At 35.4% G+C, this 22,478-nt stretch carries 18 protein-coding genes; 12 read left to right on the forward strand and 6 right to left on the reverse strand.

All coding sequences use genetic code 11. The annotated features are described in order from the left end of the window. Positions 1-17: 17 nt before the first annotated feature. From L3049_RS04545 to L3049_RS04560, 4 genes are all read left to right on the forward strand, one after another. Complete coding sequence (locus L3049_RS04545; RefSeq protein WP_275108608.1) at positions 18-767, forward strand: tetratricopeptide repeat protein; 750 nt, start codon at positions 18-20, stop codon at positions 765-767. 60 nt (positions 768-827) lie between these two features. Then, a complete protein-coding gene (locus L3049_RS04550) occupies positions 828-1,706 on the forward strand; it encodes an aldose 1-epimerase family protein (RefSeq protein WP_275108609.1) in 879 nt (292 codons plus the stop codon). A gap of 200 nt (positions 1,707-1,906) precedes the next feature. Continuing rightward, positions 1,907-3,052 (forward strand): trans-sulfuration enzyme family protein, encoded by a 1,146-nt coding sequence (locus tag L3049_RS04555; protein ID WP_275108610.1) that lies wholly within the window; start codon positions 1,907-1,909, stop codon positions 3,050-3,052. A 30-nt stretch (positions 3,053-3,082) separates the two neighbouring features. After that, the gene (locus tag L3049_RS04560) at positions 3,083-4,588 is read left to right on the forward strand and encodes a PLP-dependent transferase (protein WP_275108611.1); all 1,506 of its coding nucleotides are present in this window, start codon (positions 3,083-3,085) and stop codon (positions 4,586-4,588) included. 36 nt (positions 4,589-4,624) lie between these two features. Here the strand turns inward: L3049_RS04560 and L3049_RS04565 are convergent, their stop codons facing one another. Next, on the reverse strand, positions 4,625-5,710 hold the full coding sequence (locus L3049_RS04565) for an alkene reductase (protein ID WP_275108612.1): 1,086 nt from the start codon (positions 5,708-5,710) through the stop codon (positions 4,625-4,627). A 179-nt stretch (positions 5,711-5,889) separates the two neighbouring features. Between L3049_RS04565 and L3049_RS04570 the strand changes: the two genes are divergently transcribed. From L3049_RS04570 to L3049_RS04595, 6 genes are all read left to right on the forward strand, one after another. Beyond that, a complete protein-coding gene (locus tag L3049_RS04570; protein WP_275108613.1) occupies positions 5,890-7,710 on the forward strand; it encodes a peptidase U32 family protein in 1,821 nt (606 codons plus the stop codon). A gap of 39 nt (positions 7,711-7,749) precedes the next feature. Further along, complete coding sequence (locus L3049_RS04575; RefSeq protein ID WP_275108614.1) at positions 7,750-8,397, forward strand: AlbA family DNA-binding domain-containing protein; 648 nt, start codon at positions 7,750-7,752, stop codon at positions 8,395-8,397. A gap of 548 nt (positions 8,398-8,945) precedes the next feature. Further along, positions 8,946-9,524, forward strand: a complete 579-nt coding sequence (locus tag L3049_RS04580) for a TatD family hydrolase (protein WP_342753433.1) — start codon at positions 8,946-8,948, stop codon at positions 9,522-9,524. Continuing rightward, positions 9,524-10,261: a tRNA threonylcarbamoyladenosine dehydratase gene (locus L3049_RS04585; RefSeq protein ID WP_275108616.1), complete on the forward strand. Its 738-nt coding sequence runs from the start codon at positions 9,524-9,526 to the stop codon at positions 10,259-10,261. The genes L3049_RS04580 and L3049_RS04585 overlap by 1 nt, the downstream gene beginning before the upstream one ends. 92 nt (positions 10,262-10,353) lie before the next feature. Then, positions 10,354-10,860 carry a methylated-DNA--[protein]-cysteine S-methyltransferase gene (locus L3049_RS04590; protein WP_275108617.1) on the forward strand — a complete coding sequence of 169 codons (507 nt, stop codon included), beginning with the start codon at positions 10,354-10,356 and terminating at the stop codon, positions 10,858-10,860. Between the two features lie 203 nt (positions 10,861-11,063). Continuing rightward, positions 11,064-12,860, forward strand: coding sequence for a hypothetical protein (locus L3049_RS04595; RefSeq protein WP_275108618.1), 1,797 nt, complete (start codon positions 11,064-11,066; stop codon positions 12,858-12,860). Between the two features lie 485 nt (positions 12,861-13,345). Here the strand turns inward: L3049_RS04595 and L3049_RS04600 are convergent, their stop codons facing one another. The 3 genes from L3049_RS04600 to L3049_RS04610 form a co-directional block, all read right to left on the reverse strand. Continuing rightward, positions 13,346-14,677 carry a citrate (Si)-synthase gene (locus L3049_RS04600; protein ID WP_275108619.1) on the reverse strand — a complete coding sequence of 444 codons (1,332 nt, stop codon included), beginning with the start codon at positions 14,675-14,677 and terminating at the stop codon, positions 13,346-13,348. A gap of 67 nt (positions 14,678-14,744) precedes the next feature. Continuing rightward, entirely contained in the window at positions 14,745-17,012 is a 2,268-nt protein-coding gene (locus tag L3049_RS04605) for an aconitate hydratase (protein ID WP_275108620.1), read from the reverse strand. Positions 17,013-17,375: 363 nt separating this feature from the next. Next, on the reverse strand, positions 17,376-17,876 hold the full coding sequence (locus L3049_RS04610) for a metallophosphoesterase family protein (RefSeq protein ID WP_275108621.1): 501 nt from the start codon (positions 17,874-17,876) through the stop codon (positions 17,376-17,378). Between the two features lie 220 nt (positions 17,877-18,096). Between L3049_RS04610 and L3049_RS04615 the strand changes: the two genes are divergently transcribed. Together L3049_RS04615 and L3049_RS04620 are read left to right on the forward strand one after the other, a co-directional pair. Then, positions 18,097-19,677, forward strand: a complete 1,581-nt coding sequence (locus L3049_RS04615; protein WP_275108622.1) for a peptide chain release factor 3 — start codon at positions 18,097-18,099, stop codon at positions 19,675-19,677. A 24-nt stretch (positions 19,678-19,701) separates the two neighbouring features. Then, positions 19,702-20,076, forward strand: coding sequence for a thioesterase family protein (locus L3049_RS04620; protein WP_275108623.1), 375 nt, complete (start codon positions 19,702-19,704; stop codon positions 20,074-20,076). 72 nt (positions 20,077-20,148) lie between these two features. Here the strand turns inward: L3049_RS04620 and L3049_RS04625 are convergent, their stop codons facing one another. Together L3049_RS04625 and L3049_RS04630 are read right to left on the reverse strand one after the other, a co-directional pair. Further along, a complete protein-coding gene (locus L3049_RS04625; protein WP_275108624.1) occupies positions 20,149-21,390 on the reverse strand; it encodes a DUF438 domain-containing protein in 1,242 nt (413 codons plus the stop codon). 228 nt (positions 21,391-21,618) lie between these two features. Further along, positions 21,619-22,323 carry an RluA family pseudouridine synthase gene (locus tag L3049_RS04630; RefSeq protein WP_275108625.1) on the reverse strand — a complete coding sequence of 235 codons (705 nt, stop codon included), beginning with the start codon at positions 22,321-22,323 and terminating at the stop codon, positions 21,619-21,621. Between the last annotated feature and the right edge of the window lie 155 nt (positions 22,324-22,478).

Here is a 22,478-nt window from a genome sequence, read left to right on the forward strand (position 1 = left end):
ATAAATCAATTCAGAATATGAAAAAAGCATTACAAATTATACTAGTTCTATTCATTAGCACTCAGGCTTGGGCTCAAGTAAACCCAATTACTAAGGCTAATGAAATGTATCAGAAAGGCGAATACGAGAAAGCAATTCAGGCTTATCAATTTGTTTTGGATACGCATATTGAAGCGCCTGAGATTTACTTTAATCTAGGTAATTCATTTTATAAATCAGGAGAAATTTCATCTGCTATTCTTAATTACGAACGTGCATTACTGCTTTCTCCAGATGACAAGGATATTCAATACAATCTTGACCTAGCCCGCAAACACGTATTGGATAAATTTGAAGTTCTACCAGAGATCTTTGTAAAAAGGTGGTTTACAGGAATCCGTAACAGTTTTTCGGCTAATTTATGGGCGTATATTTCAATTGGCTTATTCTTTTTAGCTCTTTTGTTTGCAAGCTTTTACTTGTACAGCAACAAAGCAGGCCTAAAAAAGATTGGATTCTTTTTAGCGCTTATAGCTTTCGGAATTAGTCTTCTTACCTATTCATTTGCATCTAAAAAAACAGATGAGATTACGCTTCGTGAATATGCCATCATATTTAGTCCAAGTGTTACGATTAAAGGTTCTCCAGACAAAAGCGGAACAGAATTATTTTTACTTCACGAAGGAACCAAAGTAAAGGTTATTGATTCCTTAGGAGATTGGCGTAACATTCAACTCAGCGATGGAAATGAAGGTTGGCTTAAAAAAGAAGATATTGAAATGATTTAAAATTAAGATTTTAGCTGTTAGGTTTACTAACAGCTTTTTTTTATACCATAACAGCACAATATGAAATACAGCATACAGAACGACCAACTGGCAATTACAGTAAAAGAAACAGGAGCCGAATTGTGCAGTATAAAATCAATAAGTACTGGACAAGAATTCATGTGGCAGGCAGATCCTAATATCTGGAATGCTCATGCTCCCAACCTATTTCCTGTTATTGGCTGCCTAAAAGAGAATGGATTTCTACATGAAGGGAAAGAATATCCAATGACCAAACATGGTTTTGTCCGAAACAATAAGGATGTAAAACTTCATAGCAAAACAAAAACATCGCTTTGCTTCGTTTTAAAATCGAATAAAAACACGAAACAACTCTACCCTTTCGACTTTGAATTCTACATTCATTACATTCTTGAAGGAAGTAAATTAATCGTGAAACATGATGTTATAAACACAGGCTCCAACGAAATGTTGTTTTGTTTGGGTGGACATCCTGCTTTTGCATGTCCTTTAAAAGAGGAAGAAAATTACACTGATTACTATCTTGAATTTGAGCAAAAAGAAACTGCCAATACTTGGATGATTGATGGTGAAGGCTTAATAGGAAAACAAGGTGAACTTGTTTTAAACAATAGCAATCGAATTAATCTAAAGCCTGATTTATTTGCAAAGGATGCACTTATCTTCAAGAATCTAAAATCTTCTTTCGTTGTTTTAAAAAGCACAAAATCGAATTTCAACTTAAAATTTAATCTTAGTGAATTTCCTTATTTAGGTCTTTGGGCTAAACCAAATGCTCCTTATGTCTGCATCGAACCATGGATTGGAATTGCTGATGTTTCAGATTCCACGAGAGAGTTTTCAAGCAAAGAAGAGATAAAATCTCTCGGGTCAAAGGAAACCTTTACTGCAAACTACTCAATCGAAATAAACGAATAATTTAAAAGCCTCAAAAGAGGCTTTTTTTATGCTACCATCAAAAAAAGAGACTATTTAGTCTTTTTTATCCTTTTTCAGATACAATTCTTCATTTGAAAAGTTAAATTTGTAATAGGCTTTGGATTAATTTCAATAACCACAAGATCAATCGAAGTTAATTTAGTAGAAAAGCCTAACCAATTTTAATCAAAATTTTTCAAATGCATTTAGAAACCCTACTTGCCCATTTGGCTGAAGAAGGTGGTGTTCATGATCCATACGGAGCTTCGCACCTACCCATTTACCAAACAGCAACATTCGATTTAAAAAAACAGTCAGGATCGAAAATATACGACTATACTCGTTCTGATAATCCAACAAGAGATGCTTTGGAAATGGTTTTTGCTAAAGCAGAGAACGGAGCAAGCTGTTCTTGCACTCACACAGGAATTGGAGCCATTGCCTTACTTTTTGAAACGGTATTAAAAGCCAATAGTAAAATATTGGTTGAAAAAGATTGCTACGGAGGTACCTATCGTCTTTTGCAAGTTTACAAAGACAAGTATAATGTTGAAGTTTTCTTTGCGGATTTTAATGATTTAGATAGCATTGATGTGTTGATGCAGACAAATAAATTTGATTTGGTATTGTGTGAATCTCCTACCAATCCAGGAATGAAGATCATTGACTTAAGACAGCTTGCCAAAATTGCCAAAAGCAATGGAGCCAAATTTGCAGTTGATAATAGTCTCGCGACATTTGCATCACAGAAACCTTTAGAATTAGGAGCTGATTTTTCGGTGTTTAGCGCCACAAAATACATCTCAGGGCATGGAAGTACAGTTGCAGGAGCATTGGTCTCTAAATCCATGGAAGATGGAGAAAAAGTGGCCTATTATGCCAATGCAGAAGGTCGTTCACAAAATCCATTTGATGTATTTCTAATATCACTAGGAGTTCCTACTCTTCCTTTGCGCCTAAAACATCATGAACAAAGTGCTACCCAAGTAGCTAAATATTTAGAGAATCATTCTAAAGTTAAAAAGCTTATTTATCCTGGTTTGGAAAGTCATTCTGCTCATACTCTTGCAAAATCTCAAATGAAAATTTTTCCTGGGGTTATAACAGTGCATCTTCAAGATGTAGAGACGGCTGAAAAATTGGTGGCATCAACTCGCTGGTTTGGTGAAAAAGCATCTTTCGGAACGGCTGATTCCCGTATTGAAATTCCCGCTAAAATCAGTCATGCGTCGTTCTCCGAAGAAGATCTGAAAGCAATTGGTATTCTGCCATCAACGGTTCGTCTATCCATTGGTTTAGAGCATATCGATGATTTGCTTGAGGATCTTGAAAAGGGTCTCAAATAATATAGTCAATACTTAATCGCATTTTTACCAATGACAATAAATCCATATCGAAATATAGCTTGTGGAAAATCCATTCCTCCGAACAATGTTCATGCTATTTCTGTTAGTCTTCCAACAATTCAGGACGTTTGTTCCTATGAAGAAAACAAAAATAATTGGCGCTCTTGTATGGAAACAGGCTATCCTCGATTTTTCTGTCATCCGTATGAAATAAAAGTTGTTGCTTTTTTCAGATCTCATTTTTCAATTAGCGATGAAAAGTACGTTTTTCTATTTCCTTCTAAGCATGCCTGTCAACTTGTAAAAAGAACTTTTGCTATTGAATTCGAAGAATTTGAATTGGGTGGAATATTTGCTTTAAGCACTGATTCAAATTGCTCCAACTTTAAAAACCTTTGTGAGTTTATTCAACACACTGGCTACAAAGTTTTCTCACGACAATTAGAAAATTTTCTGTTTCAGCATCAAATCATTCCGCAAATACAAGCAGAGGAATTGTTAATAGAAGCACCTGAAAATCATATAAAAATTGAACTTCAGAAGCAATTTGACTTACCTGACCATCGGAATATCGAACTCTTTTCCAGTGGCATGAATGCCATTTATTCTTTATTTTCTGCAATCAAGAAAAGTCAGGAGAGTAATAAAGCATCTGTTTTTGTTCAGTATGGTTGGTTGTACACCGATACGATCGATATCCTAAGGAAATATAGTAAAGGATATTATGAAATTATCTCGGTATATAAGGAGAGCGAATTGGAAAAAGTAGTGAAAGAATACAAAGGGAAAATTGCGGCCGTATTTACCGAAACACCAACAAATCCATCTCTTCACACGCCAGATCTGCCATTAATCCATTCAATTCTTAAGGCACAAAACATTCCTTTGGTAGTTGATGGAACAATTGGTAGCTGTGTAAATCTTAACTACCTTCCCTATTGTGATTTTGCTGTTGAAAGCCTTACCAAATTTGCATCTGGAATGGCCGATGTAATGGCAGGCACCGTTGTTTCAAATCCTAATTCAAAATGGGTTCAAAACAACGAAATAAACCTTACAAGCTATCAAGATAAGCTATACACTAAAGACCTACAAAGGCTTGCGATTCAAATCGGAAATTTTGAACAAAGAGTTCGTGCAATTCGAAACAATGCTTTTCAACTGGCTCAATTCTTTGAATCACATCCGGCAATAAATAAAGTGAACTGGTCTCACAATGAATACAATAAGCAGAACTATTCAAAATTAGAAAAAGAGAAGAGCAGTTATTCTGGCTTAATTTCAATTGAATTTGATCATCCAATTCAAAAATTCTATGATACTTTGGATTTACCTAAAGGACCAAGTTTGGGAACGGAATTCACCTTAGTAATGCCTTACTTTTATTTGGCTCATTACGAAGAAATTAATTGTTCAGATGGAAGAAGGTTGCTAAAAGAAAAAAATATTAACTGGGAACTGGTAAGGATCTCAGTAGGAACTGAACCTATTGAAGAATTAATAACTGTCTTTGAAAAGGCACTTAAAGCGATATAAAAAAGCTCCGAATTAAATTCGGAGCTCATTTTATAGTTAAGAGTTTGAAAAAGGATAATCGGTGTAACCTACTTCATTGCCTCCATAAAAAGTTTCCTGATCCGCAGTATTTAATTCTACGTCCTTCTCAAATCGTTTTTCTAAATCTGGATTTGCTAGGTAAGGAACTCCAAAAGAAACCAACTCGGCCTTATTGGAACTAACCGCTTCGTGTCCCGTTTCTTTTGTAAATCCACCATTCACCATTCGAACCCCTTTGTATTGCTTCCCGTAATAATCGCCCACATTCTTTTTCATTTGCGGCAATTCATCAACAGGCATTAAAGGTTCAATCAAATGCAAATAAGCCAAATCATAAGCATTTAATTTTTCAATTACATAATCAAAAATAGCGCTTGGATTCGAGTCACCCATATCATTAAATAAACCACTCGGCGACAAACGAATTCCAACTTTACTTGAATCACACACCTGTAATATTGCATCTAAAACCTCAAATAAAAATCGTCCTCGATTCTCAACCCAACCGCCATATTCATCTGTTCTTAGGTTGGTTTTATCAACCAAAAACTGATCAATTAAATATCCGTTTGCAGCATGAATTTCAACACCATCAAAACCTGCATCTAATGCATTTTGTGTGGCATGTTTATAATCCTGAACGATCTGCTTGATTTCTTCGACCTCCAAAGCTCTTGGTGTTACAAAATCTTTCAAACCCTCATAGGTAAAAGCTTGTCCTGCTGGCTTAACCGCCGAAGGTGCTACCGGCAAAGCTCCCTCATGAAAATCTGGATGAGAAATTCTTCCAACATGCCAAAGCTGAATGTATATTTTTCCTCCTTTTGCATGAACTGCATCTGTAACCTGTTTCCATCCATCAACTTGTTCCTTACTATAAATTCCTGGAGTTGCCGGATAACCCATTCCTTGCGGAGATATTTGACTTGCTTCAGTAATGATTAATCCTGCACCAGCACGTTGTTCGTAATATTTTGCCATCAATTTGCTTGGAACATTTCCTTCTCCTGCTCTATTTCTTGTCATAGGAGCCATTATCATTCTATTTTTCAATTCTATATCCCCAATCGTAAAAGGAGTTAATAATGCATTTTTAGTCATATCTTTTTATTATTTTTATTCATTCAAGATAAAAATAAGATTTGTAATATTATAAAAAGAAATGTTAAAGAAGTTATAAATTGATTTATCGTCTAAGTTTTTTTCAATTTCAAAAACAATAGCCACGAATTCCTACTGATCTCGACATTGCTTCGTATCTTCGTGAAAAATTTATTAGAATGAAACAAATTGAACTTTTAGCACCAGCTAAAAATCTGGAAACAGGAATGGCAGCCATTAATTACGGGGCTGATGCTGTTTATATAGGAGCACCAAAATTTGGAGCTCGTGCCGCTGTTGGTAACACTCTCGAAGACATAGGAAAATTGATAAAATATGCTCACCGGTATTGGGCCAAGGTTTTTATCACAATGAACACCATTTTATATGATAATGAACTAAAAGAAGCTGAAAAACTCATTCATGATTTATACAAGCTAGGTGCAGATGCGCTTATCGTTCAAGATATGGGGATTTTGGAAATGGATCTACCTCCTATTGAGCTTCATGCCAGCACTCAGACTCACAATTTTGATCTAGAACGCATTCAATTCCTGGAAAAAGTTGGTTTTAAACGAATTATTTTAGCTAGAGAATTATCCTTGGAGCAGATTAAGGAAATTCGGGCAAACACAAGTGTTGACTTAGAATACTTTGTTAATGGTGCACTTTGTGTATGCTTAAGTGGACAATGCTATTTTTCACATGCAACAACCGGACGTTCAGCAAATAGAGGTGAATGTAGTCAAGCTTGCAGAATGAAATACGATTTACAAGATGAAAACGGTAATGTTTTAGCAAAAGATAAACACCTTCTCTCTCTTAAAGATTTAAATCTTTCCAATGAAATATCAGATATTGTTGATACCGGAATCTGTTCGCTAAAAATTGAAGGACGCTTAAAAGACATCTCTTATATTAAAAATATCACAAGTTACTATAGAAAAGAGCTTGATAGTGTTTTTGAGAAGAAAAGAGAATTTACAAAAGCATCATCGGGAACAATAGATCCTAAGTTTGATCCTGATTTGGATAGAACTTTTAACAGAGGATATACCTCCTACTTTTTTACAGGAAGAATACCAGAGATTGCAAATTTTCACACACCAAAATCACTAGGAAAAGAGATCGGTAAAATTGTTTCTATCCGAAAGGACCATTTCATTATTGATACTAAATATGATATTCACAATGGAGATGGCTTGTGTTTTTTCAATAAAAATAAACTTTTGAAAGGCATTCTTGTAAATGGTGTAAAAGGCAAGCAAATTTTTCCAAACGAAATGAGCATGTTGGTTGAAGGAGCTACTTTGTATCGCAATAACGATCATGAATTTGCAAAAACACTTAAAAGAGACAATTCTATTCGACGTATTTCTGTGGATTTCTATCTTGAGTTTACTAATGATACACTTACTTTATTTGCTACGGATGAAGATGGAATTAGTGCTTCGGTTCAACTTCAACAAGATTTTGAGTTGGCTCGAAACAGAGACATGGCCATTAGCAACCTTCAAAAGCAACTGGTAAAATCAGGTGGTTCTATTTATAGTATTAGTAACATTGAAGACAACTTTACTGACGTTCCTTTTGTTCAAGCGAAACAACTGAACGAATTACGAAGAAATGTTCTGGATCGTTTAACGGAAATTAGAATTGAAGCTTTTCAAAAAACAGAAAATCAGGATTTAATTTCTCATCCACAATACCCTACTAAAAATTTAACGTACATGGGAAATGTGGTGAATTGCAAAGCAGAAGAATTCTATCATAAATGTGGTGTAGAGAAGATTGAGAAGGGTTTTGAATTACAATCCAACTATACTGGAAAAACCATTATGACCACAAAGCATTGTTTGCGGCACGAATTTGGCATGTGTAAAAAGGAAGTTAACACAGATGCTAAGCCAAATACACCTTTATACCTGGTCGATAACAAGAACAGATACAAACTTGAATTTCATTGTCAGCGTTGCGAAATGAAAATCGTTTTAGAATAAAATTAACTCAATTACGAACCTTATTTAAATGTTTTAGCTATGGTTCATTATATCGATAAGCTGATTCGTGAAGGCGAGCATCAGCAGCAGGATTTTAAATTCTGCATAACGGATTCCAGGAAAATTGCTAAGTCGTTATCCGCTTTCGCTAACACAGATGGCGGAAAGCTACTGATTGGTGTAAAAGATAACGGCAAAATAGCTGGCACAAAAGTCGAAGAGGAATTTCACATGATAAAGGCAGCTGCAGAAATGTATTCTCGCCCTAAAATTGAATTTGAAAGTAAAGTTTGGAATGTCGGTGGAAAAAATGTTTTGGAAATAACGATACATCCATCTAAAGATATGCCACATTATGCCGAAAATGAAAATGGCAAATGGCTAGCTTATATCCGAAGAGCTGATGAAAATCATTTGGCAAATAAAATTCAATTAGAAGTCTGGAAAAGAAAATCAAAACCAACAGGAACCTATTTGGAATATACAGAGACGGAATCCTTATTAATGGAATATTTAAAAAACAATGAGGAAATTAGTCAAAATCAATTCTGTAAAATTGCAAAAATTAGTAGGTACAAAGCAGAAAGGATCTTGGTAAAATTAATTTGCTGGAAAGTTATCCAATTGAATTTTTCAGAAACTGGCACAAGATATTGTATTAAACAAGAAGCAATCTCTACACATTAAGCACACACAAATGCCTGTATTTAAACAGACTAACAACTCCACGAATAAAAAAAATAGGCATAAAAAAAACGCACTAGCTAATGGATTTTAAACTCCTATAAAACAGGATTTGAGTGCCCATCTGGTCAAGTTTCCCCTGTGTCCGAAAACAACCCTAAGGTTGGGGCCTGCTTTTGCAAACGTGTAGCTTTCTCGGTAACTTGTAAGTGTTGAGTTTAACAATCGATAACTAGTGCGATTATGCTTTTATCTTATATGTAAAGAACGTTCTTTCTTGTATGCAAAGTAAGCAATAATTTCTGTGTTTACAAGGTCTATAACGTTTTTTTTCTTCTATTTTGACTAAAATATCCAATCCTATTTCCCAACAGCCAATCTATTAAATTGTTATGCCTTCACCTTTTTTTGCCAAATTGAATATTTGTCTACACCAACAATATTAGTATTTTTGCCGAACGAAAATGAGCATACCCTTGGTACCTTATATCGACATTCACACACATTCATCAGCGGTGCAATCCGATATCTGTTCCATCCAATCTAAAAGTATGGAGGAACAAATAAAGGATAATGGGAAAGCTATATATTCCTTAGGGATACATCCATGGAAAATAGAGGATATCGACATCGCTTCTTCCTTAGAAAAATTGGAACAAATTTCTTCACAAAATCATATTCTAGCAATTGGAGAAATAGGCCTCGATCGCTTAATTCAAACTCCCCTATCTGTTCAAATAGAAATTTTACTCTCGCAAATTAGTATTGCAGAAAGGGCGCAAAAACCAATCGTTATTCATTGTGTAAAATCTTTTCCAGAACTAATTGAAATTCGTAAGAAACACAAAAGTTTTCCATGGATTATACATGGTTTTCAAAAAAATAAAATATTTGCTGATGAATTAATTGAATTGGGCTGTTACCTATCTTTTGGTAAAGCCTTATTTACAAACAAGAAGTTACGAGCCCTTTTTTGCTCGCTTCCAACAAGGCAAATCTTTCTTGAAACAGACGAAAGTGATGTTTCCATTAAAGAAATCTACAATAAAGTTGCGGATATAAAAGAGATGGAAGTGGAGAGTTTAAAAAAAGAGCTATTTAAAAATTTTAAGACCTGTTTTAAGAAGTGATGAGTACAGAATGGTTAAGCAGAACGGAACTGCTTTTAGGAAATGACAAGCTAAACAAGCTAAAGTCAGCACATGTTTTGGTGGTTGGATTAGGTGGTGTTGGTGCATATGCAGCCGAACAAATTTGCAGAGCTGGCGTTGGAGAAATGACAATTGTAGATGGAGATGATATTGAATCGACCAATATTAATCGTCAATTACCAGCAAGCATAAGTAATTTAGGTAAAGACAAAGCCCTTGTTATGGGAGAACGTTTACTAGATATCAATCCCAATCTAAAACTCAACATCATTAACGAATATCTGAGAGAAGAAAGAATGATTGAAGTCTTGCGAGAGCGAAGCTATGATTATGTCGTTGATGCCATTGACACTCTAGCACCTAAACTTTTCTTAATCTATCATAGCCTTCAAAACAAGCTAAATATTGTAAGTGCAATGGGTGCTGGGGGAAAAATGGATCCTACAAAAATTCAGGTGACCGATATTTCCAAATCGTACAACTGCCGACTAGCGCGAATGTTACGAAAAAAACTTCATCAACTAGGTGTTCGAAAGGGTGTTCAAGTTGTATTTTCACCTGAAGATGTTTCCAAAGATGCTGTTGTGATCGCAGAAAGTAAAAATAAAAAATCTAATGTTGGTACCATTTCATATATGCCTCCATTGTTTGGATGTTTCTGCTCTTCAGTTGTAATTAATGGCCTACTTGCTAGCTCGGAGCAAAACCTTAATTAAAGCTAAATTTACTTAAAACTCAATTGCCTTTCCAATAAATTAGCTACATTGAAAATTAAATAACTCTTACCATATTTTAATATTTGTCCGCTATGACTTTTTATGATATTCTTTCTTCTCCAATTGGCAATTTATTAATGGTTGCCAATGAAAATGGATTAAATAAAATCCTTTTTGAAGATGAAAATCAGCTAAACAAAATAGACGACACATGGATTAATGATACTGATCGACTCAAAGAAATTAGCAATCAGCTTAAAGCCTATTTTGCAAAAGAATTGACCGAATTCGATTTAAAATTGGCTCCTGAAGGAACTGCTTTCCAAAAACAAATTTGGAAACAGTTACAAGAAATTCCATTTGGTGAGGTATGTTCTTATCAAGATATAGCCCTTTCCATAAATAAACCAAATGCTTGCCGTGCAATTGGCATGGCGAATTCCTTAAACCCAATTCCGGTTATTATTCCTTGTCATAGAGTTATTGGAAAAAATGGCAAACTTACTGGTTACGCAGGTGGCCTAGAAACAAAAGCAAAACTACTTGGCTTGGAAAATATTGATCTAAGTAATTCAAAAAGTCAATACCAACTCTTTTAGTATAAAATACATTTAATAATTAGCTCGCAATCACTCTTATTCAACCCTACTCGAGTTTACTTGAATAAGGGCCATAAATACGTAAAATAGCTTTGATATCAGTTTCAAATAGTATAACTTGCCACTCGCAATTTACTAGCTGAATGCCTTTATTTTAGCTAATTAATATTGTGTTAAATATCAAAAAACAAATAAACAGTTACATGAGTAAAATTTTAGGACATAGTTTCCACATTCCAGTAATGGGAACCGGATTTACCGTTGATACTCCTGTAAAAGTGGCTCATTTAGGAATTTCATCAGTTGTTTCAATTGTTGATGATATCCTACTTGAAAAAATGAGAGAGCTGTATTGCACAAAACTCAGCTTACCATTTAAGCCAATAACGGAAAAAACAAAAGACTTTCGTGCCGAAAGAATTACTTCTTATCTAAATTTAATGGATAAGATTGTAAAAGAGAAGTTCGAAAACTTGAAAACTTCCGTACAGGAGAAAAAAGAAGATCTTGAAGAGTATCTTGATTTACTACCTGATTTTTCAGAAGTGAAAAAAGAATTCAAGGAAAAATTTGATGACAATTCTTACGTAAAAGAAGCAAAAGAATGGTTAACGAATAATCTTCCTCTTGGATCGATTGATGTAAACATCATGACCAAGTTAGATAAGGATAATTTTTATGAAGGTGAGCAATTGCCAGCAGAATATAACGACGCACATGCAGCTCTTCGTGGATTTGCCATGAGTAACCTGGAGAGCTCCATGGTTTTATCTGCGGGTATGAACCCTCGCTTATATGGATACCTAGAACAATTCGAAGATTTTTATCCTGATGAAACAGGATATATCAAGAAAAAGATTGTTCTTAAAGTAAGTGATTACCGCTCTGCATTAATACAGGGGAAATATCTTGCTAAAAAGGGAATCTGGATTTCTGAATTTCGTATTGAATCTGGTCTGAATTGTGGTGGACATGCCTTCGCAACAGATGGATTTTTAATGGGACCTATTCTTGAAGAATTCAAGGAGAACAGAGAGGAATTAAAAGCAACTTTAAACGAGATCTTGTCTCAAGCTTTAAAAACTAAAGAAAGAGCTTGTCCAGAATCCAATTTAGATTTAAGAATAACAGCACAAGGTGGAGTTGGAACTGCTGAAGAGCAAGAATTCCTAATGAACCACTACAATCTAGATTCTATTGGTTGGGGAACTCCATTTCTTTTGGTACCTGAAGCTTGCGATGTTGATGACAAAACTTTACACCTTCTTGAGGATGCTAAAGAAAAAGATTTAGCTCTTAGTCATGCTTCTCCTTTAGGCGTTCGTTACAATACGCTTCTTGGAAATACCAGAGACAGAGATGTTCTGAAAAAATTTGCAGCAAACAAGCCAGGTAGCGCATGTACAAAAAAATTCATGTTAGCGAATACGGAATTTACGGAAAAACCAATCTGTACGGCTTCAGTGCAATATCAAAAGTTAAAACTTGCTGATTTGAAAAATCAGGAACTTCCAAAAGAAGAGTATGATAAAGAAGTTGGTTTATTGCTTGAAAAAACCTGTTTGTGTAAAGGTTTATCTGCATCATCATTTCTTGTAAATCATATTGACACAAAGGCTGATGGAGACGGTGTTTCGATTTGCCCTGGTCCAAATTTAGCTTACTTTTCAAAAAAGGCTAAGCTAAAAGAAATGGTTGATCATATTTACAACAGAACCAATTTAATTGTTCGAAAAGATCGTCCACACATGTTTGTTAAAGAGTTAGATCTTTATGTAAGTTATCTTAAGGAACAGATTGATGAGTTGAAAGATCCTGTAAAGAAACAAATCAGATCACTGGAGAAATTTAAAACAAATCTTCTTAATGGTGTTGACTATTACAAAGGCTTATCGAATAATTTAACAGACAAGTTTAAAGATGCAAAAAAACAGGTCAGTAACGATCTGGATAAATTAGAAAATGAAATTAGGGGATTGTTAATCTCGACAGATAAATAAAACCTCATTTAAAAAGCCAATCGTACATCGATTGGCTTTTTTTTTGTGAATTACTGCATATCAGAAACTTACCCAACCACCCCTCCAACTTGGCGTAAATCACCCATTCACTTTTGAGTATTTCCAACTTGCATTTTGGGTAAATACAATGAAACCCTAAACCAATATTTCATGCATTTTTGTAGTGTGAAAGGGATATCACAAGAAAGTTTCAAAACTTTTATTGTGAATTGTGGCGAGAAAAGTAGAATGTGCTTCTACTTCGAGAGTACTTCAGATCCTAACTTTGTTTAGGTTAAGGTTAGAATTGTGGGTTAGGGTTTGAAGTATTTCTTATTTAAATTAGAATAATTGGGTTATTCCATATTGTTAGTTTTTGCTTTAAAACTGTAAAAAAGTCTTCACCAACTTTTTTACAGTTTTTTTTATACAAGAAGAGCTGGTTTCAAAATTGAAACCAGCTCTTTTTATGCGTAGATCATTTTTTAATTTTCTTCGGCTTCCGCCATCTTTTTTATACCAGCAATTTTTTCAAGCATATCTGTCGTTACTGATTTTGGACGCTCCAGAGGATACCCAAGAGCTCTGTCCCAAATAATATTAGCACAGATACCTATTGATCGACCAATACCAAATAACACGGTATAGAAATCATAATCTTTCACGCCATAGTGCCATTGAATAACACCTGATTGTGCATCGACATTAGGCCATGGATTCTTCGCTTTACCATGTTTCTGTAAAATTGGAGGTACAACCTTATAAAGCAAGTCAGCATATTTAAAAATTGGATCATCGGGAAGATGTTTCTGACTAAACTCGCGCTGTAATTTATAACGGGGGTCGGTTTTACGCAATACTGCGTGACCAAAACCAGGAATTACCTGACCAGAGTTCAAAGTATTCCAAACAAATTGCTCCATCTCTTCTGTTGATGGTAATTTATTGTCCATTTTATTCATTACCTCTTGTAACCAACGAAGAACTTCCTGATTAGCCAAACCATGTAAAGGTCCTGCTAAGCCATTAATCATCGCTGAAATAGAAAGATAGATATCAGATAAAGAACTTGCTACTAAGTGACCTGTATGCGCACTAACATTACCACTCTCATGATCAGAATGAATAATAAAATGCAAACGTGACACATCATCATATGGCTTCTCTATTCCCATCATTTGAGCAAAATTAGCTCCCATATCAAGGTTAGGATCTGATAAAATACGTTCACCTTTACGATATAGCTTATTATAAATATAGGCTGCAATCTCAGGCAACTTAGCCAATAGATTCAAGGCATCTTCATAAGTTGCTTCCCAATAATCTTTCTTGCTTAAGCCTGCTTGATATTGGCGATTAAAAACAGATTCTCTATTTAAGGTTAGAATAGCTGTTGAAAAAATTGCCATTGGATGACTTGATGTCGGGAACGAATCGATTACATCATAAACAAAGCGCGGAACAATGCGTCGCTTTGAAAACTCATCTACAACTTGCTGAACTTCTTCCTGATTCGGAAAATCTCCGGTAAGGAGTAAGTAAAACAATCCCTCAACGTAAGGCATGTCCCCTCCTTTTGGCTTTGGTAATCCTTCAATTACTTCTTCCAATGTATAACCTCTATAACGAATTCCTTCTTCAGGGTCAAGGTATGAAATATCAGTAACGAGAGATTTAATACCTCTCATACCACCAATTACTTGGGCTATAGTAACCTGATCAACAACGACATCCCCGTATTCTTTCAATAATTTTTTTGTCCGGGGTCTTTGTTTATCAATTTTCTCGGATAAGGTTTGCTTCAGTGTTTTTTTCATATGGTCTAAACTTTAGGTTTGGAAACCAACCGGGGAGATTGGTTTCGCATTAGCATTAGTTTGTTGTTTATTTTGCATTTTGTTTTCTTATCAGATTTAAAGCACTCCCCGCCTTAAACCAGTCAATTTGAACCTTGTTATAAGAATGATTTGCTACAATCGAATCTTTTGATCCATCTTCATGCGTAACAACTAATTCTAAAGGTACACCAGGAGTAAAATTTGTTAATCCGTTAACATCTACCTTATCTTTCTCTTGAATTTTATCGTAATCAGCTTTATCAGCAAAGGTTAAACCAAGCACACCTTGTTTCTTCAAATTCGTCTCGTGAATACGAGCAAATGAACGAACTAAAACAACTTTAATTCCTAAATGACGAGGTTCCATTGCTGCATGCTCTCTCGATGAACCTTCTCCATAATTTTCATCTCCCACAACAAAACTGGCCTGACCTTTAGCTTTTATTGCACGAGCTGTTGCCGGAACTTCTTCATATTTCTCAGAAATAGGATTAAATATTAAATTGCTTTCGTCATTGAAGTAATTAATTGCACCAATTAGCATATTATTAGAAATATTATCGAGGTGACCACGGAATCTTAACCAAGGTCCGGCCATAGAAATATGATCGGTTGTACACTTTCCTTTGGCTTTAATCAATAAATTAAGCCCCAGATAATCTTCACCATCCCACTCTTTAAATGGTGCTAACAATTGTAATCGATCAGACATCTTACTCACCTCTACCTTCACACCACTCCCGTCAGCCTGAGGAGCCAAATAACCAGCATCTACCACGTCAAAACCATGCGGAGGCAGTTCATAGCCTTTAGGCTCATCTAACTTCACCTCTACACCATCTTCATTAATTAATGTATCAGTCATTGGGTTAAAAGTAAGATCACCAGCAATAGCCATCGCTGTTACCAATTCAGGCGAAGCAACAAACCCATGTGTATTCGGGTTACCATCATTTCGCTTGGCAAAATTTCTATTAAAAGATGTAATAATTGAATTCTTACGTGTTGGATCTTCAGTATGACGATTCCATTGACCAATACATGGTCCACAAGCATTTGACATGATGACACCACCAATATTTTCAAACTCACTAAGAATACCATCGCGCTCAGTTGTATAACGAACCATTTCAGATCCTGGTGTTACAATAAATTCAGCTTTTACCTTCAGGTTCTTATCTCTTGCCTGTTTAGCTAATGATGCTGCTCTCGACAAATCTTCGTAAGATGAATTTGTACAAGAGCCAATTAAACCAACCTCTAGTTCTTGTGGGTAATCATTCGTCTTTACCGCTTTGGCAAATTCAGAAAGCGGATGAGCTAAATCTGGTGTAAATGGTCCATTAATAAACGGCTCCAATTCAGACAGATTGATTTCAATCAGTTCGTCGTAATATTTCTCCGGGTTTAAAGCAATCTCTTCGTCTGCTCGCAAATGTGGCATAATATCGTCAGCCAAGTCTGCTATTTGCTCACGCCCCGTATGACGCAGGTAAGTACTCATATTCTTGTCGTAAGCAAAAATGGAAGTTGTTGCTCCAATTTCAGCCCCCATATTACAAATGGTAGCTTTACCTGTACATGATAAGGCATCAGCTCCTTCACCAAAATATTCTACAATAGCACCTGTTCCACCTTTTACAGTTAAAATACCAGCAACTTTCAAAATCACATCCTTAGACGATGCCCAACCACTTAGTTTGCCGGTTAATTTTACACCAATTAGTTTTGGCATTTTTAGCTCCCAAGCCATTCCTGCCATCACATCAACAGCATCGGCACCACCAACACCAATGGCTACCATACCTAATCCACCAGCATTTACCGTGTGCGAATCTGTTCCAATCATCATCCCACCAGGGAATGCGTAATTTTCTAAAACAACTTGATGAATAATTCCAGCACCCGGCTTCCAAAAACCAATTCCATATTTATCAGATACCGATTGCAAAAAATTGTAAACTTCATTGTTTTGTAATAAAGCTTCTTTTAAATCTTCATCCGCTCCTACCGATGCTTGAATCAAATGGTCGCAATGTACAGTTGAAGGAACAGCAACCTTTGATTTACCAGCATTCATAAACTGAAGCAAAGCCATTTGTGCGGTAGCATCCTGCATAGCAACACGATCCGGAGCAAAATTAACGTAATCTTCAGCTCTCTTAAATTTATCTCCCTTTTCCTCTGCGGATAAATGAGAGTATAAAATTTTCTCGCTTAATGTTAATGGTTTGCCAAGAGTCTTTCTTGCTTTATTTACCTTTTCAGGCATTTGTTCGTAAACAGATTTTATCAAATTAAAATCAAATAGCATAGTTTAATGAATTTTTGATTTATATATATTTCCAATGGTTAATAGTTCTAAATTTAATTTAAGCACAAAAGAAAGAAATGTTTTAAGAGTTAGCGATCTTTTAATGCGTTTTATGTAAGCGACAAGTTGCAAGCTTACTGACTGTACTACAACATCTTAGAATAATTGAAGCTCTATAAGTAGCTGTTAAGTACGATTAAATTTAAATATCTAAATATAACAAAAACTTGCTATATTAAAAAGCCGAAACTAAAAATCTTTATAAGCTTTCAGACTCAACCAAAAAGAGCAGATTCTACCCTACAACTATAAATTTCCCCCTTAAAAAAATAGACTTATCAGATACCTGAAAATTGGAAGGTATTAACTTCCCTTATTTCCAAATTCAACAACTTGAAGATCTTTAATCTCTTTTGCATCAATCGTAAATTTTATTATGGTTTGAACTTTATGAAAACCATTAATTCCTGATGCTCCAGGATTGATATGTAAAAGATTTAATTCTTTATCGAAAATCACCTTTAATATATGCGAATGACCTGAAATAAATAATTGCGGAGGATTGTCAAAAATTTCCGGTTTTACATTACGGTCATAATTTTTTGGATAACCTCCGATGTGTGTGATCCAAACATCAACCTCTTCGCAACGGAAACGCTGATGCTTTGGGTAATCAATGCGAACCTTATGGTCGTCTATATTTCCATAAACAGCTCTTAGAGGAGCTATTTCGGATAATTTATCAGCGATTTCAATTCCTCCAATATCTCCAGCATGCCATATTTCATCGCATTCTTTTAAATGCTTTACCACTACTGGATCGAGCCATGCATGAGTATCAGAAAGTAATCCTATTCGCTTCATATAATTATCCTATTCGCAATTTTGTTTCGTAAATCTACTAAAAGAAATTCAAAGAATTAAGCAAACGTTAGCACTGTACCTGCCGTGAATTTGGTTGCAGAACTCTAATGTGATACAATTGAACTTTAAAAACAGAGCCTTATTTAATCCTTATAATAGGAAGCAAAATCAGTAAAAATGATTACTTTTGCATGCTTTTATTTTAAAGAAAATACGATCGATGGGATTTAAAGACGAAATAAATAGAAGACGTACCTTTGGTATCATCTCTCATCCCGATGCAGGTAAAACCACACTAACCGAAAAACTTTTGTTATTTGGTGGAGCTATTCACGTGGCTGGTGCTGTTAAATCGAACAAGATTAAGAAAACTGCAACTTCCGATTTTATGGAAATTGAGCGTCAGAGAGGTATTTCTGTTGCAACTTCGGTAATGGGATTCGAGTACAAAGGACATAAAATTAACATTCTTGATACACCTGGTCACCAGGATTTCGCTGAGGATACATTTCGTACTTTAACAGCTTGTGATTCGGTTATTATTGTGATTGATGTGGCAAAAGGAGTTGAGGCACAAACCAGAAAATTGATGAAGGTTTGTCGTATGAGAAAAACGCCTGTAATTGTATTCATTAATAAAATGGACCGATCGGGTAAGGATGCTTTTGATCTGCTTGATGAAATTGAGGAAGAATTACAATTAAATGTCAATCCTTTGAGTTGGCCTATAAATATGGGGCCTGATTTCAAAGGGGTTTACAATATCTACCATAAAAACTTGAGTCTCTTTACACCTGCAACTCAAACCGTTCAGGAAACCATTGAATTCGACGATGTTTCTAGTCCTGAGCTGGAAAATCATATTGGTGATGATGCTGAAGTGCTTCGTGAAGAGTTAGATTTAGTATCGGGAGTTTACCCTGAATTTAGCGTTGAAGATTATCTAAATGCTGAAATTGCGCCTGTATTCTTTGGTTCTGCACTGAATAACTTTGGTGTTCAGGAATTGCTTGATGTTTTTATTAAGATTGCTCCTTCTCCACTGCCATGTCAGACGGTTGAAAGAGTTATTGCACCAACAGAAGAGAAGTTTTCTGGTTTCGTCTTTAAGATTCATGCCAATATGGACCCTAAGCATCGCGATAGAATTGCTTTCGTGAAAATTGTATCGGGTACTTTTAAGAGAAATACACCTTACCTGCACGTACGCAATGGTAAAAAAGTGAAGTTCTCAAGTCCAACAGCTTTTATGGCTGAAAAGAAATCGATTGTAGAAGAGGCGTTCCCTGGAGACATTATCGGTTTGCACGATACAGGTAACTTTAAGATTGGTGATACTTTAACTGAAGGTGAAAAAATCAATTTCAAGGGGATTCCATCATTCTCTCCTGAGTTGTTTAAATATATCGAGAATGCTGATCCAATGAAATCGAAACAGCTTGCTAAAGGTATTGACCAATTGATGGACGAAGGTGTGGCACAACTCTTCACCTCACAGTTCAATGGTCGTAAAGTAATTGGTACCGTTGGAGCACTTCAATTTGAGGTTATCGAGTACCGTTTGCTACACGAGTATAGCGCATCCTGTCGTTGGGAACACATCAATCTTCACAAGGCTTGTTGGATTAAGTCTAACGACGATGAGGAATTGAAAGAGTTTAAAAAAGCTAAATACCAATATATTGCCAAAGACAAGCAAGGTAGAGATGTTTTCTTAGCTGATTCGGGTTATATGTTGCAAATGGCACAAGCAAATTATAAGAACTTGGAATTCCATTTCACTTCGGAATTTGAAGAATAGAATAACAATTTAAGAACCCTTATTATGGCTTTAGTAGAAGGATTATCCATAACACAAACTATGACTGTAACCAAAAAGGATACAGCAATATATCACGGATCTGGGAAGTTAGAAGTATATGCTACGCCAGCAATGGTTGCCTTTATGGAAAACACAGCAGTTGCTTGTATCGATAAAGACATGGCAAAAGGTACAGATAGCGTAGGAATTCAGATTGACACCAAGCACAACAAAGCTACGAAACTAGGAGCTACCGTTACATGTACTGCCAAATTGGTAAAAGTAGATGGTAAAAAATTAAGTTTCGAAATTGAAGCTTCTGACGAAGGTGGTAACATTGGAAATGCCGTTCATGTTCGATACATTATCGATCCAGTTAAATTTATGAGTAGATTGTAAAATCTATCTTCAAAATACTAAAAAGCCTGCAATTCATTTGAATTTGCAGGCTTTCTTTTTTATCATGTTGTATTAATCCATTAATCGTTTTTCACCATCCAATTTACGAATATCTGTTGCATCTTGGCTCACTTCAATACAGCCTTTATATACATTCTTCTCATCGCGCAAAGCGAAATACTGGATTAGAATGAATCGACCTTTCATTTGGATCCAAAATGATTCACTGTCCTTTTCTTCACTCTTAAATGCCTTAACCAAATCATCAACCACATGAACACTCTCTGGCGGATGACAATTCTGCACGGTTCTTCCAATTATTGCTTTTGAGCGTGGAAAAAAACGTTCTTTTGGATTTGAGAAGAAACAGACTCTATCATTTTCATCAATCATTGTAATGTCAACAGGCAAATGATTCAGCAACATCATCGCTTGTTTCAATGTCATTAAACCAGTTTCAAAATTAAGCAAGTTATCGCCCAATTGCTCCATATCTAATTCTTCTCCAATCATCTTTTCTGTCTTCTTTACTGATTTCTTTTCTGCTTTAACCAACTTTGGAGCTTCTATAAAACTGAAGCCTATTTCCGAACTCTGATCGTTCATTTCATCCCATAAATCCTCTGAAACAGCATTCAATGCAATCGGAAAAAGCAAATACTCCTCTCGAGAAATAATCGCATACATGAAAAAGAACAAATCGCCTAACAAACGATTAATCAGCTTCAAATCGATTAACTCAGATTGCAATTCTGCCACCAATTGTTTTTGAACCTTACGAATATCATCATGAATTGACCACATCACACCTAAACATTTGTATTCGGGATATTGATTTTCGAAGTAAGGAAAAAAGATGTTCTCTTTGCGCTGATAGTGCTTATTCATCTCGTCTAACTCACTAATTTTTTGTTTCAAAAGAGATAATTCGCTAGCCAATTCTTGAGGATCCTCGATACGATTGATGTTCTTCACTAGAGGTTTTATTGCCTTTAATCTAGTATCTAAGGCTGCATTCTCTAGCATCATTATTCCCAGAAAATGATTTTCTTGTACATCAGCTTTGGGATGATTGTGAATTGCTTTGTGAAAAACATTAAGTGCTTTATTGATGCCAACTTTCAAATCTTCCATTGGAACGTTCGCCTCTACCAAACGGTGCACAACCAAAATGATATCATTAGGAGTTAAGTGATCAATTGCCAGTTGATGTTTCTCAATTAATTCAGTTCCCTTCTCTCCCTTAATTAGTTGGTAACAAAACTCAAATAAAGAATCGACTCGAGCTTGATTATTATTTATGAATTCGGACATATACTTCTTATTAAATCATTTCTATTTTGAGAAAATTACAATAAAAAGCGCATGATACCAAGCTTACAATAGACCACTTCAGTATGCATTCCTCGCGGCAACCTCAGCTTTCTAGTATATATCAGAAAAAAAAAGAGACTAGCTGATCTTCAACATCAGGTAATCTCTCTTCGTAAATATATAAAGTGCACACAAACGGCACCCTTTCAGTTCAAATCAATAATCATCTTATTTCATTAACTGCTTAAAAAAGGCAGGTATATTTGTTTCAAAGGTCATCTCCTTTTTGGTGTGCGGATGCTGTATTGTTAAGCTTGCCGCATGCAAAGCCAAACGCTTCACTCCCATTCCTTTTATGCCGTACATTTTATCGCCGGCAACAGGATTGCCATTTTCAGCAAAATGAACACGAATTTGGTTTTTACGACCTGTAAACAGTTTTATTTCAAGCAAACTAAAGTATTTTGATTCCCTAATTACTTTATATCCTGTTTTAGCATACTTTCCCTTGTTCGGATTAGTAACGGAAAAAACTCTGTGGATGCTATTCTCTGTTAGGTAAGATTCGATGATTCCTTCCTTTTCAGCCAATTTTCCTTCTACCGCAGCAACATATTTCTTACTGAAATTTTGCCATTCGGTCTGTAGGAATACTTTTGCCTTCTCTGTTTTAGCAAAAACCAATACACCAGAAGTATCCTTATCAAGACGATGTACTATAAATATCCGATTTCGTGCTCTTGGATTTCCTTTTTTTACGTAATGCGTTAAATGCTGATAAGCTGTTTTTTGACGCTCCTTATCACTTCCCATGGTCAACAAGCCACTTACCTTATCAACAACGATAATATCTTGGTCTTCGTGAAGAATAGTACAACCTCTTGGTTGAAATCTTGAATTGACTTTTTTAGCTTTTGCTTTATTCTCTTCCATTATTTTCGTCTGCAATACGGATTAAGGCTCTGTTTTTTTGGTCGTGCAAAGATTGCTCTTTCATTTTGTTTTATAACCAAAGTAGATAAGAAATATTACAATAAAATATAGACTTGAACTCTTGATAGAATACATGCAATCTGAATAAGGATAAA

The organism is Labilibaculum sp. DW002, from assembly GCF_029029525.1.
Classification (GTDB): Bacteria; Bacteroidota; Bacteroidia; order Bacteroidales; family Marinifilaceae; genus Paralabilibaculum; species Paralabilibaculum antarcticum.

What these genes read in the sequence shown, in the direction of transcription:
- L3049_RS04545 (WP_275108608.1), top strand. Translation starts at nt 18, where the DNA reads ATGAAAAAAGCATTACAAATTATACTAGTTCTATTCATTAGCACTCAG.
- L3049_RS04550 (WP_275108609.1), top strand. Translation starts at nt 828, where the DNA reads ATGAAATACAGCATACAGAACGACCAACTGGCAATTACAGTAAAAGAA.
- L3049_RS04555 (WP_275108610.1), top strand. Translation starts at nt 1,907, where the DNA reads ATGCATTTAGAAACCCTACTTGCCCATTTGGCTGAAGAAGGTGGTGTT.
- L3049_RS04560 (WP_275108611.1), top strand. Translation starts at nt 3,083, where the DNA reads ATGACAATAAATCCATATCGAAATATAGCTTGTGGAAAATCCATTCCT.
- L3049_RS04565 (WP_275108612.1), bottom strand. Translation starts at nt 5,710, where the DNA reads ATGACTAAAAATGCATTATTAACTCCTTTTACGATTGGGGATATAGAA.
- L3049_RS04570 (WP_275108613.1), top strand. Translation starts at nt 5,890, where the DNA reads ATGAAACAAATTGAACTTTTAGCACCAGCTAAAAATCTGGAAACAGGA.
- L3049_RS04575 (WP_275108614.1), top strand. Translation starts at nt 7,750, where the DNA reads ATGGTTCATTATATCGATAAGCTGATTCGTGAAGGCGAGCATCAGCAG.
- L3049_RS04580 (WP_342753433.1), top strand. Translation starts at nt 8,946, where the DNA reads ATGGAGGAACAAATAAAGGATAATGGGAAAGCTATATATTCCTTAGGG.
- L3049_RS04585 (WP_275108616.1), top strand. Translation starts at nt 9,524, where the DNA reads ATGAGTACAGAATGGTTAAGCAGAACGGAACTGCTTTTAGGAAATGAC.
- L3049_RS04590 (WP_275108617.1), top strand. Translation starts at nt 10,354, where the DNA reads ATGACTTTTTATGATATTCTTTCTTCTCCAATTGGCAATTTATTAATG.
- L3049_RS04595 (WP_275108618.1), top strand. Translation starts at nt 11,064, where the DNA reads ATGAGTAAAATTTTAGGACATAGTTTCCACATTCCAGTAATGGGAACC.
- L3049_RS04600 (WP_275108619.1), bottom strand. Translation starts at nt 14,677, where the DNA reads ATGAAAAAAACACTGAAGCAAACCTTATCCGAGAAAATTGATAAACAA.
- L3049_RS04605 (WP_275108620.1), bottom strand. Translation starts at nt 17,012, where the DNA reads ATGCTATTTGATTTTAATTTGATAAAATCTGTTTACGAACAAATGCCT.
- L3049_RS04610 (WP_275108621.1), bottom strand. Translation starts at nt 17,876, where the DNA reads ATGAAGCGAATAGGATTACTTTCTGATACTCATGCATGGCTCGATCCA.
- L3049_RS04615 (WP_275108622.1), top strand. Translation starts at nt 18,097, where the DNA reads ATGGGATTTAAAGACGAAATAAATAGAAGACGTACCTTTGGTATCATC.
- L3049_RS04620 (WP_275108623.1), top strand. Translation starts at nt 19,702, where the DNA reads ATGGCTTTAGTAGAAGGATTATCCATAACACAAACTATGACTGTAACC.
- L3049_RS04625 (WP_275108624.1), bottom strand. Translation starts at nt 21,390, where the DNA reads ATGTCCGAATTCATAAATAATAATCAAGCTCGAGTCGATTCTTTATTT.
- L3049_RS04630 (WP_275108625.1), bottom strand. Translation starts at nt 22,323, where the DNA reads ATGGAAGAGAATAAAGCAAAAGCTAAAAAAGTCAATTCAAGATTTCAA.